The 14,178-nt window shown below is 67.2% G+C and carries 12 protein-coding genes and 1 pseudogene; 6 read left to right on the top strand and 7 right to left on the bottom strand.

Going from position 1 to position 14,178, the window contains the following annotated elements; genetic code table 11:
• Positions 1–112 precede the first annotated feature (112 nt).
• Positions 113–1,201 (top strand): LLM class flavin-dependent oxidoreductase, encoded by a 1,089-nt coding sequence (locus tag AC07PV_RS07265; RefSeq protein WP_494629817.1) that lies wholly within the window; start codon positions 113–115, stop codon positions 1,199–1,201.
• Here AC07PV_RS07265 and AC07PV_RS07260 read toward each other — a convergent pair.
• From AC07PV_RS07260 to AC07PV_RS07230, 7 genes and pseudogenes are all read right to left on the bottom strand, one after another.
• A pseudogene (locus AC07PV_RS07260) lies at positions 1,141–1,410 on the bottom strand (lytic murein transglycosylase B); the annotation flags it as partial. The gene AC07PV_RS07265 and the pseudogene AC07PV_RS07260 sit on opposite strands and share 61 nt — an antisense overlap.
• A gap of 66 nt (positions 1,411–1,476) precedes the next feature.
• A complete protein-coding gene (locus AC07PV_RS07255; protein WP_218294445.1) occupies positions 1,477–2,238 on the bottom strand; it encodes an ABC transporter permease in 762 nt (253 codons plus the stop codon).
• A gap of 5 nt (positions 2,239–2,243) precedes the next feature.
• Positions 2,244–3,254, bottom strand: a complete 1,011-nt coding sequence (locus tag AC07PV_RS07250; protein WP_494629816.1) for an ABC transporter ATP-binding protein — start codon at positions 3,252–3,254, stop codon at positions 2,244–2,246.
• 299 nt (positions 3,255–3,553) lie between these two features.
• On the bottom strand, positions 3,554–4,630 hold the full coding sequence (gene mltB, locus AC07PV_RS07245) for a lytic murein transglycosylase B (protein ID WP_494629814.1): 1,077 nt from the start codon (positions 4,628–4,630) through the stop codon (positions 3,554–3,556).
• A gap of 233 nt (positions 4,631–4,863) precedes the next feature.
• Positions 4,864–6,891, bottom strand: coding sequence for a transglutaminase TgpA family protein (locus AC07PV_RS07240; protein WP_494629813.1), 2,028 nt, complete (start codon positions 6,889–6,891; stop codon positions 4,864–4,866).
• 112 nt (positions 6,892–7,003) lie between these two features.
• On the bottom strand, positions 7,004–8,050 hold the full coding sequence (locus tag AC07PV_RS07235; protein ID WP_218340658.1) for a DUF58 domain-containing protein: 1,047 nt from the start codon (positions 8,048–8,050) through the stop codon (positions 7,004–7,006).
• A 1-nt stretch (position 8,051) separates the two neighbouring features.
• Positions 8,052–8,972 carry an AAA family ATPase gene (locus tag AC07PV_RS07230; RefSeq protein WP_218294447.1) on the bottom strand — a complete coding sequence of 307 codons (921 nt, stop codon included), beginning with the start codon at positions 8,970–8,972 and terminating at the stop codon, positions 8,052–8,054.
• Positions 8,973–9,080: 108 nt separating this feature from the next.
• Here AC07PV_RS07230 and AC07PV_RS07225 point away from each other — a divergent pair, with 108 nt between their 5' ends.
• From AC07PV_RS07225 to AC07PV_RS07205, 5 genes are all read left to right on the top strand, one after another.
• Positions 9,081–9,986, top strand: coding sequence for a histone deacetylase family protein (locus AC07PV_RS07225; RefSeq protein WP_255591329.1), 906 nt, complete (start codon positions 9,081–9,083; stop codon positions 9,984–9,986).
• 140 nt (positions 9,987–10,126) lie between these two features.
• On the top strand, positions 10,127–10,918 hold the full coding sequence (locus tag AC07PV_RS07220) for an enoyl-CoA hydratase (RefSeq protein ID WP_218340659.1): 792 nt from the start codon (positions 10,127–10,129) through the stop codon (positions 10,916–10,918).
• An 11-nt stretch (positions 10,919–10,929) separates the two neighbouring features.
• The gene (locus tag AC07PV_RS07215; protein ID WP_218293909.1) at positions 10,930–12,258 is read left to right on the top strand and encodes a mechanosensitive ion channel family protein; all 1,329 of its coding nucleotides are present in this window, start codon (positions 10,930–10,932) and stop codon (positions 12,256–12,258) included.
• A gap of 218 nt (positions 12,259–12,476) precedes the next feature.
• The gene (locus AC07PV_RS07210; RefSeq protein ID WP_494629812.1) at positions 12,477–13,226 is read left to right on the top strand and encodes an electron transfer flavoprotein subunit beta/FixA family protein; all 750 of its coding nucleotides are present in this window, start codon (positions 12,477–12,479) and stop codon (positions 13,224–13,226) included.
• Positions 13,227–14,159, top strand: coding sequence for an electron transfer flavoprotein subunit alpha/FixB family protein (locus tag AC07PV_RS07205; protein ID WP_494594558.1), 933 nt, complete (start codon positions 13,227–13,229; stop codon positions 14,157–14,159).
• The last annotated feature ends 19 nt before the right edge of the window (positions 14,160–14,178 follow it).

Raw genomic sequence — 14,178 nt, 5'->3', positions numbered from 1 at the left:
ACCCGGTGGACTGGCGGAGCCAGATCCACGGGTGCGCTGGTATGGGGGCGCGCCGGTTGCGAGCGCTGTGGGCAGCGTTTTGACCGAGTCTGTTGATCCTCTTCTTTTCATCATGGCCATTTCTCACCTTGCATTTTTGACGCCGGGCAACTATGCCGAGGACAGCCCCCTGCAGGGTTTGGAGGACACCTTGCGCCTGTTCGAGCTGGGGGAAGCGCTGGGCTACCAGGGCGCGTGGGTGCGCCAGCGGCATCTGGAGCGGGCGGTGTCGTCCGCGGCCACGCTGCTGGCCGCCGCCACGCAGCGCACGGGGCGCATCGCGCTGGGCGCGGCGGTGATCCAGATGGGGTATGAGAACCCTTTCCGGCTGGCCGAGGACCTGGCGACGGTGGACGTGCTGTCGCGCGGGCGCCTGCAGGTGGGGCTGAGTGCGGGGGCGCCACCGTACGGGCCGCTGCTGGGCGGGCGCTTGTTCGACGGCGATGCGCAGGCCATCGATTTTTCGCACGCGCGGGTGGAGCGGCTGCGCAGCAACCTGCGCGGTGATTATTTCGGCGACGACGACTTTTTCGTGGAGTCGCCCGCAGGACGCCAGCGCCCGCGGGTGCAGCCGCATGCGGCGGGGCTCGTGGAGAGACTGTGGTACGGCGGCGGGTCGCTGAAGTCTGCGCAGTGGGCGGGTGCCCAGGGCTACCACCTGCTGATCGGCAACCTCAACCGTGGTGAGCAGACAGACGATTTCTTCGCAGCGCAGCGCAGTCAGCTCGAACTGTTTCATGCCCACTGGTCGGCTCCCCACGCCCCGCGTGTGGCGCTGGGCCGGGTCGTCGTGCCGCTGGACAGCGCAGATGCTGCGAGCCGGGCGCGCTACCGAGCCTGGGCGGCGCTGCGCGAGGTTCGCACGATGGCACCCCAGGGCGAGCGCCGTACGCTGTTTGCGCGCGATCTGGTGGGGACGTCCGATGAGATCCTGGAAAGCCTGCGCCAGGACCCGATCGTGCCGCGCGTGCAGGAGCTGCGGCTGGAACTGCCATATGATTTCAACGTGCACGAGTACGCGCAGATCCTGAGTGACACCGCGCAGTACATTGCGCCGGAGCTGGGCTGGGTTCCAGCGGCGGCCGGCCCGACTGTCGACGGCTACTGCGTGGACCGCGCAGCCGCGACTTCGCTGCCCAGCTCGATCACCGACATGGCGTAGTAGATCGACCAGTTGTAGCGGGTGATGGCGTAGCGGTTTTCGGTGCCCGGCACGTAGCTCGGCGTATCACGCCGTTGTGTAGTCCGACGAGGCCAGGGGCGCGGCGGCGCCATCCAGCACGCCGCCCTTTGCTTGTATGCTGGCAGCGCTGAAGGTGGGCAGGAGTCTTGCGGTAAGAGGTGATCCAGTTGCAGCAGGCTCAGACCGAACGGGTTGTTTCAAGTTCAAAATGCTGACTCTATGAAGCACCGCCCAGCCCACGTCTTGCGGTGCGTTCAGCGCCGGATGCGCCGTCCCGTCTTGAACACCCACCACACCACGACAAGGCACAGGGCCATGAACACGAATGTCATGCCCGCGCTCACGCCGATGTGGACATCGGCTTGGCCGTAGAACGCCCAGCGCAACCCGCTGATGAGATAGACCACCGGGTTGAACAGCGAAACGGTCTGCCAGAACGGCGGCAGCATGCTGATGCTGTAGAACGCACCGCCGAGAAACGTCAGCGGTGTGATGACCAGTAGCGGTATCACCTGCAGCTTTTGAAAGCTGTCAGCCCAGAGGCCGATGATGAATCCGAACAGGCAGAACGTGACGGCGGTGAGCACCAGAAAGCCCACCATCCACACTGGATGCGCCACTTCGTAGGGCACAAACACCCTGGCGGTGGTGAGGATGAGCACCGATACCAGCAGCGACTTGGTGGCCGCGGCGCCGACATAGCCCAGCAGCACCTCGACCCAGTTGACCGGCGCGCTGAGCAGCTCGTAGATGGTGCCGGACCACTTGGGCATGTAGATGCCAAAAGCCGAGTTGGAAATGCTTTCGGACAGCAGCGACAGCATGAGCAGGCCGGGGATGATGTAAGCCCCATAGCTCACGCCGCCGATGTCGCCCATGCGCGAGCCAATGGCTGAGCCAAAGACGATGAAGTACAGCGCTGTGGACAGCACCGGTGCGATCAGGCTTTGCATCCAGGTGCGAAAGGCCCGGTTCATCTCGAAGCGATAGATGGCACGCACGCCATGCAGGTTCAGGCCGGTCATGCTCGGGATGCTTTCTGTTGCGACGGGGCGTGGTCCTGGTCCTTGTCCTTGTCCTTGTCCTGGTGCACCAGGCCCACAAAAATGTCTTCGAGCGAACTCTCGCTGGAATGCAGGTCCTTGAAGTCAATCCCGTGTTCGGCCAGCGCGCGCAAAAGTGCGGCAATGCCTGTGTCTTCTTGCTGGGTGTCAAAGGTGTAGGTGAGCATGGTGCCACCCTGGCTAAGCACCAGTGGCCAGCGGGCCAGCGACGCGGGTATCTGCTGCATCGGTTGCTGCAGCGTGAGTGCAAGCTGCTTCTTGCCCAGCTTGCGCATCAGCACATCTTTGTCCTCCACCACGATCAGCTCGCCCTTGCGGATCACGCCGATGCGGTCGGCCATGTCCTCGGCTTCCTCCAGGTAATGCGTGGTCAGGATGATGGTGGTGCCCGCATCGCGCAGCGCCCGCACCAGGCGCCACATGTCGTGGCGTAGCTCCACGTCCACGCCCGCGCTGGGCTCGTCGAGGAACAGGATCTTGGGCTCGTGCGACAGCGCCTTGGCGATCAGCACGCGGCGTTTCATGCCGCCCGAGAGCGCGAGGATCTTGCTGTCCTTCTTGTCCCACAGCGACAGGTCCTTCAGGATCTTTTCGATGAAAGCAGGGTCGGGAGCCTTGCCGAACAGCCCTCTGCTGAAGTTGACCGTGGCCCACACGGTTTCAAACGAATCGGTGTGCAGCTCCTGGGGCACGAGGCCAATGGCCGCGCGGGCGGCGCGGTAGTCCCGCACGGTGTCATGGCCGTCGGCGCTGATGGAGCCCGCCGTGGCATTGCTCATGCCGCAGATCACGCTGATGAGCGTGGTCTTTCCCGCGCCGTTGGGCCCGAGCAGGGCAAAGATCTCGCCGCGCCGGATGTCCAGGTCGATGTTCTTGAGTGCCTGGAACCCGCCAGCGTAGGTTTTGCTCACGCCGCGCACACGGACGATCGCGTCCGCAGCGGGCATGGAAGAAGGTGATGCAGGCATGGGATGGTGGTCAGGAATAGTGCATGCCGCCGCGGCGGTTGCCGGGCAAGCGGGGGAGCGACGCATTGTGGCTTGAGTTGCGCAACCGCGCTGGCAGGCGCTGGCAAACCCCGCTTTGGCCCTGCGGCCAGGACAGGTCTTTCCCCTTCGCCACCGGATGCGTGCGGTGCGGGTAGCACAGCTGGCTCCGATCCGCAGCCCCACCAGGCAGTTCGGCTCGCGAAGGGTATTGCGGGCCATCCGGTGCTCGGCCCCTCGGTCGACCCTGTGCGCCTGCTCCGGCCGTCGCAGCGCCAGGATCAGCGCGCTCGCGCCGCCGCCACCTCGCGGCCCAGCTCGATCACGGCCATCGCGTAGTAGCTGGACCAGTTGTAGCGCGTGATGGCGTAGAAATTCTCGGTGCCTGCCACATAGCTGGCGGGCTCGCCGCCGTTTTGCAGTTCCACCAGTGCCAGCGGGCCGGTGTGCTGCGCGCCCTGGGCATCCAGCACCGCGCCTTTGGCTGTCATGCTGGCCACGCTGAAGGTGGGCAGGATGTCGGGTGCCAGCAGGTCGTCGAGCTGCAGGCGCGCGGCGTCGAACTGCACGCCAAAGTGCGTGGGCATGCCTGGCGTCCAGCCATGGCCGCGGAAGTAGTTGGCCACCGAGCCGATGGCGTCCGCCGGGCTCTTGAACAGGTCCACGCGGCCGTCGCCATCGAAGTCAATCGCATAGCGCACCCAGCTCGACGGCATGAACTGCCCCAGGCCCATGGCACCGGCGTAGCTGCCACGGGGCTCGAACGGGTCGGTGTCGCTGCGGTTGGTGAGGCTCAGGAACTGCTCCAGCTCACCGCGGAAAAATGCGGTGCGCTCCTTGGCACGCGGGTGGGTTGACGGGAAATCAAACGCCAGCGTGGCCAGCGCGTCCATCACCCGGAACGTGCCCATCTGCTGGCCGTAGATGGTCTCCACGCCGATGATGCCCACGATGATCTCGGCGGGCACGCCGTACTCGCGCTCGGCCCGCTCCAGCGTGGCCTCGTTCTCCTGCCAGAACCGCTGGCCGGCGCGGATGCGGATGGGGTCGATGAAGCGGCTGCGGTACACGCGCCAGTTCTTGGCGGTGCCTTTGGCTGGCGGCAGCATGAGGCGGGGGACCTGTGGCAGGAAGTGCGCCTGCCCGATGGCCTGGCGCACCCATTCGCGGTCCAGGTCGCGGCGCGCGGCCAGGTCGTCGGCAAACTGCAGGGCCTCGGGGCGCGATGCATAGGGCACCGCGGGCTTTTGCTTCGTGGCGGTGGGTTTAGAGGGTTTTTGGGGGCTGGCGCTTGCTGTTATTGTGCAAGATGCTATTAAAAATATAGCAATGTTGGCCCATCGGGCTGTCTTCTTCATGTCGGTTGTTCGTTACTTTGTTGTGTCCCTGCGCCGCGCAACCGGCGCGGCCCGGGCCGGCGTCACCGCGCAAGGGCAGCCCCGCCGCGCTGGCGGCGCCCCCCTTCGTGGCGGAGCCGAGAGAAGGGGCTGGGGGCCGCGGCTCCAGGCCTGCCAGCGCAGGCTGGGACGGCCCCGAAGGGCTGCCGTCTCTGGCGGCTGCACGGAGCGGCGAAGCCGCTCAGGGGGATGATTCATTTCCTTGGCCAGGGCAGGGTGCGGAATTCGCGCCGCAGCGTGCCCAGTTCGGTGTCGGGGTGGGGGGCGTAGCGCAGTCGCTCCAGCCGCAGCAGCCAGTCTGCCACTGCGTCGGCTGGCGCCCCGAATTGTGCCCGCACCCGTTCGGCCATCGCGCGCGGTGGCAGGGTTTCCGGCAGTGGCAGGCCCGCGCGCGCCAGGCGCTGGCGCGTGCGGGCCAGCAGCCGCAGCCAGGGGTCGTGCTGGCTGCGTTCCCACAGGCTCCAGCCCATGCCGCCCAGCGCGGCCGCGATGACCAGGGTGCCCAGCACGGTGGTGAGGTCCTGCCAGCTGGGGGATTCAAACCCCAGCGCCTTGAGCAGGTCCATCTGGCGGCTCTGCGTGTAGTTGAGCACCCACTGGTTCCAGCTGTTGTTGACGGCTTCCCACACGGCGCGCAGGTTCTGCACCATGCCCGGGCTGAGGGTGCCCATCGCGGCCGCGAACGCGCCTTGGGGCGCCTGCAGGCGCTGGAACGCCCCCACGCGGCCTGGCGAGACGGCGCCCGTGGGGTCCACGCGCACCCAGCCGCGGCCTTCCATCCACACCTCGGCCCAGGCGTGGGCATCGGCATTGCGCACGGTCCAGTAGCCGTCCACGGGATTGCGTTCACCCCCCTGGTAGCCCGTGACGATGCGTGCGGGCACATCCAGGGCGCGCATCAGCACCACGAAGGCCGAGGCAATGTGTTCGCAAAAACCTTCCTTGCGGTCAAACCAGAACTCGTCGGCGGTGTGTTCGCCATAGACGCCGGGATCGAGGGTGTAGGTGTAGCCGCCCGTGCGCAGGCGCTGCAGGGCCGCATTGACCAGCGCGCTTGTTCCGCCGCTGGCCAGCGCGGGGTCTGCGCGCATTTGCGCGGCCAAAGCCAGGGTGCGGGGGTTGAAGCCGGGGGGGAGCTCCGTGTACACGCGCAGCTGCCGCACCGACTGCTGGGGGCCATGGCGGTACTCGGGGTAGCTCACGGCCTGGTAGCGCATCACCTCGGTGATGGGGCGTGAGGTCATCCACTGCAGGTCCTGGGTCATGTAGGCCCGCATGTTGTTGGGCAGCTCGGGCGCCTCGGGGGTGGCTTCCAGCACCATCAGCCAGGGTTGCCGCTGGGGCTCGAGCGTCACTTCGTAGCGCACGGCCGGTCCGCTGACCTGCAGGTTGGCTGGCGGGGCCGCGCGTGCGGCCCAGGCGCTGTCTTCGCGAAACGGCTCGGCCTGCCATTGCCGGCCATCGAACGCCGTCATGACGGGGCCGCGGAAGTACAGCGCCGATTGGGGCGGGACATCGGTGGGCGCCCCCGCGAAGCGCAGGCGGATGGCCACGCGTTCGTCGAGCGCGATCTCGGCCATCTCGCCGATCTTCATGGTGCCCGACAGGCCGCTGCGCCCCGTGAGGTTCTCCCCGGGCATGCCCCACAGCGGCGCCATGCGCGGAAACAGCATGAACAGCGCCACCATGATGGGGGCCCCCAGCAGCGCCATGGTGCCCGCCATGCGAAAGGTCTGCGCCAGGGGCGGGCGCCCCACCGGCATGTGGGCATTGACCAGCGCCATGAGCAGGCCCAGCAGCGCCACCAGCATGGCGGCGGCGGTGAGCAGCGACTGCGAGAAGAAGAAGTTGCTGAGCATCGTGAAGAAGCCCAGGAAGAACACCACCATCGCGTCGCGGCGCGCGCGCAGCTCCAGCATCTTGAGCGCCAGCAGCATGACGACCAGGGTGACGCCCGCATCGCGCCCGAGGATGGTGCGGTGCGTGAACAGCGTGCCCGCCACCGCCGCCACCAGCAGGGCGCCCACGGTCCAGCGCCCGGGCAGGGGCCGGCCTTTCCAGGCGAGCCAGCCGCGCCACAGCAGCAGCCCGCCGGCCAGCAGGCTGGTCCACACCGGCAGGTTGGACACCTGCGGTGCGATGACCCAGACGATCACGAACAGCAGAAAGAGCGCGTCGCGGGCGTCGCGCGGCAGGGAAACAAGGGTCTGGCGCAGGTTCATGGCAACGGTCCAGGCCCGGCTTGGAGTGGTGGACATGCTATAAAAAATATAGCTCCCTGCGCCTTGCCTGTATGCGACAGGGGCCCACTGGATACGGATTTTGAAGCGGGGTTCAGCACAGCGCCAGTGCCTCCAGGCAATTTCGTCGGTGCGCCGCACCCGTGTCCGGGGCGATCTCGACACCCGGCAGGCGCAGGCCATAGTCCAGCCCCAGCCGGTCGGCCTGCAGCACCCAGGCGGCCAGGCGTGAGATGCGGGCTTCGTGGTCGGGCAGCGAGGCGCGGGCCAGGTCCAGCCACAGTTCGTGCCGTTGGGCTTGCTGGGCGTCGCGGCTGACCAGGTCGTCCGTGCCGGTGCCCAGCGATTTGGCGGCCTTCTTCCAGACCACGAGCTTGAGCGGGTCGCCCCGGCGGTAGGCGCGCACGCCGTCGAATTCGCCAATGCCCTGCGTGGGCGTGTTGCCGGCGCCGCCCGCGCGCGGTTCGCCGGTCGGCAGCGGCGGTGCCGGGGTCTCGGGCGCGGGGTAGACCAGCACCTGGGCCGCGGGCCGCCAGTAGGTCCAGACGCGGAAGGTGCCGAGCGGAAAGCGCGTCTCGGCCGTCAGCGTGGGCACGCGGTGCAGGCCCCGGCGCGGGGGCTTGAAAGCGACCTGCACGCTCGACTGGCCCTGCGCGGGCACGTCGGTCCAGGCCCAGTGGTGTGCCTCCTTGCCCGTGCCGTGCACCGACAGGGCGATGCCGTAGCGCGGCGTCTTGCGCTCGCTGGACAGCTGGATGTCAAACGCCGTGCTGGTGCCCATGAAGTGTGGCTCGGGCGCCTTCAGGTGCAGCGTGAGGCCGCGCAGGTTGGCGTGGCAGATGTGCATGCCCACCACGGCGCTGCCCGCCAGCAGAAAGGTCAGCAGGTAGCCCAGGTTGAGCTGGTAGTTGATGGACGCGATGAGCAGCACGATGAGCGTCAATGCCAGCATCCAGCCCGAGCCGGTGGGCAGGATGTAGACATTGCGCTGCGTGAGCGCGAGCGTGTCGCTCAGCGGCAGGCGCGCCTGCCACCAGCGCTGGAAGCGGCGGCGCAGTGGCGCAAGCGGGCTCACCCGGGCCAGGATGGCGCGCCAGCCCCCGGTCGGGCGGAGCGTGGCGGGGGGATGGGCGGCTGTCATTTCACGGCAGCGGCACGGCCTCGACCATGGCGCGCACCTGTTCCACCGCGCCGCGTCCGGCATCGCCCACGGGCACCAGGCGGTGGGCGATGGTCTGGGGCAGCACGGCCTGCACGTCGTCGGGCGCCACGTAGTCGCGCCCGCTGATGAGGGCCTGCGCCTTGGCCGCACGCACCAGGGCAATGCCCGCGCGGGGCGACAGGCCCTGCAGGAACCACCGGCCCGAGCGCGTGGCGGCGATGAGGTCCTGCACATAGTTGAGCAGCGGGTCGGCCGCATGGATGGCCTGCACCTGGCGCTGCAGCTCGGCCAGTTCCTCGTCGGACAGCAGGGGCAGCATGGTGTCCACCATGTCGCGCCGGTCCGCGCCCGCCAGCAGCACGCGCTCGGCCGCGCGGTCGGGGTAGCCGATGGAGATGCGCATCAGAAAGCGGTCGAGCTGCGATTCGGGCAGCGCGAAGGTGCCCAGCTGGTCGTGCGGGTTCTGGGTGGCGATCACGAAGAAGGGGTGGGGCAGGGCCCGCGTCTCGCCCTCTACCGACACCTGCTTTTCCTCCATGGCTTCGAGCAGCGCGCTTTGCGTCTTGGGGCTGGCGCGGTTGATTTCGTCGGCCAGCAGCACCTGGGCGAACACCGGGCCAGGGTGGAACACGAAGGCTTCCTTGCCGCGCTCGTAGACCGAGACGCCCGTCAGATCGCTGGGCATCAGGTCGGCCGTGAACTGCACGCGCGAGAACTGCAGGCCGAAAGTGCGCGACAGCGCATGGGCCAGGGTGGTCTTGCCCACCCCCGGAACATCCTCGATGAGAAGGTGCCCGCCGGCCAGCAGGCAGGCCACGCAGTCCTGTACCTGGGCCTGCTTGCCCACGATCACCGTGTTAAGCTGATCCAGAAGCGATTTGATCTTGTGCTGTGCATTCATTGTCATGGCGCGACGTTATCCGAAAACCATCCAAAAAAATACGAGACACGGGGATTGACTGTGAGCAAGACGGGCTATTTCACCCATCGGGATTGTTGGAAGCACGAGATGGGCCCGGGCCACCCAGAATGCCCCGAAAGGCTCGATGCCATCGAAGACCGCTTGCTGGTCACCGGGGTGGGCGATGCGCTGGAGCGCTACGAGGCCCCCGAGGCCTCGCTGGCCGACATCGAGCTGGCGCATGGCCGCATGCACATCGCGGCGCTGCGGGGCCTGTCCGACCGGCTCAACGAAGAGCTGATGGCGGGCGGCCCGAGCTACGCGCAGATCGACACCGACACCTCCATCAACGCCCACACCTGGAAGGCGTCGCTGCGCGCCGCGGGTGCCGCGCTGGCCGCCACCGATGCGGTGATGGCCGGCGAGGTCGAGAACGCGTTCTGCTCCGTGCGTCCGCCCGGGCACCATGCGTGCCGCGACAAGGCCATGGGTTTTTGCTTCTTCAACAACGTGGCGGTGGCCGCCAAATATGCGCTGCAGCGCTACAACCTGCAGCGCGTGGCGGTGGTGGACTTCGATGTGCACCACGGCAATGGCACCGAGGACATCCTGGCGGGCGACCCGCGCGCGCTGATGGTCAGCATCTTCCAGCACCCGTTCTACCCGTACAGCGGCGACCAGGACCCGGCCCCCAACATGGTCAACGTGCCCGTGCCAGCGTACACCCGTGGCATGGACATCCGCGAGATCATCGAGATGATGTGGATGCCGCGCCTGGAGGCCTTCAAGCCCGAGATGATCTTCGTCTCCGCCGGCTTCGACGGCCACCGCGAGGACGACATGGGCCAGCTGGGCCTGACCGAGCAGGACTACGCCTGGATCACCCAGCGGGTCAAGGACGTGGCGCGGCGCTATTCCCAGGGCCGCATCGTGTCGTGCCTGGAGGGCGGCTATGTGATGGGGCCGCTGGCGCGCAGCGTGGAGGCGCATCTGCGCGTCCTGGCTGATCTTTGACTCCCCCTGAGCAGCCTGCGGCGTCTTCCCCCTGAGGGGGACGCCACCCGTGGCCTGGCGAAGCCAGTTCCACGGTGGCACTGGCCTCATGCGCGCCTGTTTCAAACGCCCCTCGCATTGCTGTGCACAGGAGAAACAACATGACGATTCCGAATTCTGACGAGCTGCTGCTGATCACCCGTGATACGCGCGGTGTGATCACCCTCACTTTGAACGACCCTGCACGCTTCAATGCGTTGGGCTCTGAAATGCTGACAGCCCTGCAACAGGCGCTGGACGAAGCGCACCGCGACGAATCTGTGCGCGTGGTGGTGCTGGCCGCAGCGGGCAAGGCCTTCTGTGCCGGGCACAACCTCAAGGACATGGCGGCGAACCCGGAGCTGGCGTACTACCAGAAGCTGTTTGCCCAATGCAGCCGCATGATGCTCACCATCCACAAGCTGCCCGTGCCCGTGGTCGCCAGGGTGCAGGGCATGGCGACGGCGGCGGGCTGCCAGCTGGTGGCGCAGTGCGACCTGGCCGTGTCGGCCGACAGCGCGAGTTTTGCCACCAGCGGCATCCACTACGGCCTGTTCTGCGCGACGCCCAGCGTGCCGCTGGTGCGCAATGTGCCCGCCAAGCGGGCGATGGAAATGTTGCTCACCGGCGATTTCATCGATGCCCCCACCGCGCTGGCACAGGGCCTGGTGAACCGCGTGGTGCCCGCCGATGCGCTGGACGCCGAGGTGGAGATGCTGGTGCAGTCCATCCTGCAAAAGCCCCGCGTGGCCGTGGCCATGGGCAAGGCGCTGGTGTACCAGCAGCGCGAGCTGGGCATGGATGCCGCCTACCAGCTGGCGGGCCAGGCCATGGCCACCAACATGATGGACGAGGCCGCGCAGGAGGGCGCGCGCGCCTTTGCGGAAAAACGCCAGCCCCGCTGGAAGCGCTGAGGATCGCCACGATGGACAAGCCGATGCTCGACGATGTGGGCCTGTGGGTGCAGTCCTTCCTCAGCCCGACGGTGCTGGTGGAGCTGGCGGCCTTGGCGGGGTGCGTCGCCCTGGCCTGGGGCCTGGTCTCGCTGCTGCAGCGGGGCCTGCACCGGGGCGATCCACGCTCCATTCTGTTTGGCACCCGCATCGTGGATGGCGCGCTGTTTCCGCTGGTGCTGCTGAGCCTGGCCTATGTGGCGCGCACGCTGCTGCACCACTGGGTGGCGCTGGCCGCCTTCAAGCTGGCGATCCCGGTGCTGGTGGCGCTGGTGGTGATCCGCATTGGCGTGAAGGTGCTGCAGGTGGCATACCCGGACGCTGCCTGGGTGCGGCCCATCGAACGCTCCATCTCCTGGCTGGCCTGGCTGGGCATGGTGCTCTGGGTCACGGGACTGCTGCCGCTGGTGCTGGAGGAGCTGGACCAGATCCACTGGAAGGTAGGGGGCGCGACGCTGTCGGTGCGCACCATCATCGAAGGCGCGCTGACCGCCGGTGCGGTGCTGCTCATCGCGCTGTGGATCTCCGCCGCCATCGAGTCGCGCCTTCTGCGCTCGGCCACGGGGGCGGAACTGTCGCTGCGCAAGGCGGTGAGCAATGCCGTGCGGGCGCTGTTGATCTTCGTCGGGCTCATCATGGCGCTGTCGGCCGTGGGCATCGACCTGACGGCGCTGTCGGTGCTGGGTGGTGCCGTGGGCGTGGGCATCGGCTTTGGCCTGCAGAAGCTGGCGTCCAACTACGTGAGCGGGTTCGTCATCCTGGCCGAGCGCAGCATGCGCATCGGCGACAACGTGCGCGTCGACAATTTCGAAGGCCGCATCACCAACATCAATGCGCGCTACACCGTGGTGCGTTCGTCCACGGGGCGCGAGTCCATCGTGCCCAATGAAATGCTGATCACCCAGCGGGTGGAAAACCTGTCATTGGCCGACCCCCGCGTGTGGCTGTCGACCGTGGTGAGCGTGGCCTACGAAAGCGACGTGGACCTGGTGACCCGGCTTCTCGCGGACGCCGCGCTGGCCAGCAGCCGGGTGCTGCGCGATCCCGCCCCCAGCGTGGCCCTCTCGGCGTTTGGGGCCGACGGGCTGGAGTTCACGGTCGGCTTCTGGATCGCCGACCCCGAGAACGGCTCACTGGGCCTGCGCTCGGAGATCAACCGCGCCATCCTGAGCGCCTTGCGCGCCCACCAGATCGAGATTCCCTACCCCCAGCGGGTCATGCACGTGCAGGTCGAAGGGGGGCTGGCGGCGGCGCTGTCACCCGGCGCGCCAGCGGCGCCTGGGGCTGCCACCGCGCGGTGACCGGGCCCCGGGGGCCGCGAACGGGGTGCCGCATGCGACAGCAGACTCTAGACAGGCGCCCGGTGCACTCGCCTATAATCGACAAAAAGCACGATCGTTCTTTTTTGGAATCGTGAGGTCTGTGTTCCGGCCCCGTAGCGCTTTCGTTGCAGTGCGGCATAGAATGTTCTAGTTTACGTAAACGTCAATTCAACCAACTCTATCTAGGAGCCGCAGCAATGAAGGTCTTGGTCCCTGTCAAGCGCGTGGTGGACTACAACGTGAAGGTCCGCGTGAAGTCGGACAACACGGGTGTGGACATCGCCAACGTGAAGATGAGCATGAACCCCTTTGACGAAATCGCCGTCGAAGAGGCCGTGCGCCTGAAAGAAAAAGGCCTGGTGACCGAAGTCATCGCTGTCTCGTGTGGCGTGGCCCAGTGCCAGGAAACCCTGCGCACTGCCATGGCCATTGGCGCCGACCGCGCCATCCTGGTGGAAACCGACGTCGAACTGCAGCCTCTGGCCGTGGCCAAGCTCCTGAAGGCCCTGGTGGACAAGGAGCAGCCCTCCCTCATCATCCTGGGCAAGCAGGCCATCGACGACGACGCCAACCAGACCGGCCAGATGCTGGCGGCTCTGGCCGACCTGCCCCAGGCCACGTTCGCCAGCAAGGTGGAACTGTCGGCCGACAAGGTCAACGTGACCCGCGAAGTGGACGGCGGCCTGGAAACCCTGGCCTTGACCCTGCCTGCGGTCATCACGACCGACTTGCGCCTGAACGAGCCCCGCTACGTCACCTTGCCCAACATCATGAAGGCCAAGAAGAAGCAGCTCGATACCGTCAAGCCCGAAGACCTCGGCGTGGACGTGGCTCCGCGCCTGAAGACCCTGAAGGTCACCGAGCCCGCCAAGCGTGGCGCGGGCGTGAAGGTGGCCGACGTGGCCGCCCTGGTCGAGAAACTCAAGAACGAAGCGAAGGTGATCTAAATGTCGGTACTCGTTATTGCTGAACACGACAACGCGTCCATCAAGGGCGCCACCCTGAACACCGTGACCGCCGCCGTGGCCTGCGGTGGCGACGTGCACGTGCTGGTCGCCGGCCACAATGCAGGCGCTGCCGCAGCCGCCGCGGGCCAGATCGCTGGCGTCGCCAAGGTCATCCATGCAGACGCGCCCGGCCTGGAGCATGGCCTGGCGGAAAACGTCGCCGCGCAAGTCCTGGCCATCGCCTCGAACTACAGCCACATCCTGTTCCCCGCCACCGCCAGCGGCAAGAACGTGGCGCCCCGCGTGGCCGCCAAGCTCGACGTGGCCCAGATCAGCGACATCACCAAGGTGGTCGCCGCCGACACCTTCGAGCGCCCCATCTACGCGGGCAACGCCATCGCCACCGTGCAAAGCGCCGACAGCGTGAAGATCATCACCGTGCGCACCACCGGCTTTGACGCCGCAGCCGCCACCGGCGGCTCTGCCGCCGTCGAAACCGCTGCTGCTACCGCTGATGCCGGCAAGAGCACCTTCGTGGGCAGTGAAATCGCCAAGAGCGACCGCCCCGAACTGACCGCCGCCAAGATCATCGTCTCTGGTGGCCGGGCGCTGGGCAGCAAGGAAAAGTTCGACGAAGTGATGACCCCGCTGGCCGACAAGCTGGGTGCCGCCCTGGGCGCCAGCCGCGCCGCGGTGGACGCGGGCTACGCCCCGAACGACTGGCAAGTGGGCCAGACCGGCAAGATCGTGGCGCCGCAGCTGTACATCGCCGCCGGCATCTCGGGAGCCATCCAGCATTTGGCGGGCATGAAGGACTCCAAGGTGATCGTGGCGATCAACAAGGACCCCGAGGCACCGATCTTCAGCGTGGCCGACTACGGCCTGGAAGCCGACCTGTTCACGGCCGTGCCAGAGCTGGTCAAGGCCCTGTAAGAACGCCACCGTGCACACA

The organism is Acidovorax sp. GW821-FHT09A11 (assembly GCF_059418365.1).
The sequence above is the reverse complement of the archived record's forward strand: the minus strand, read 5'-3'. Positions and strand labels throughout refer to the sequence as shown.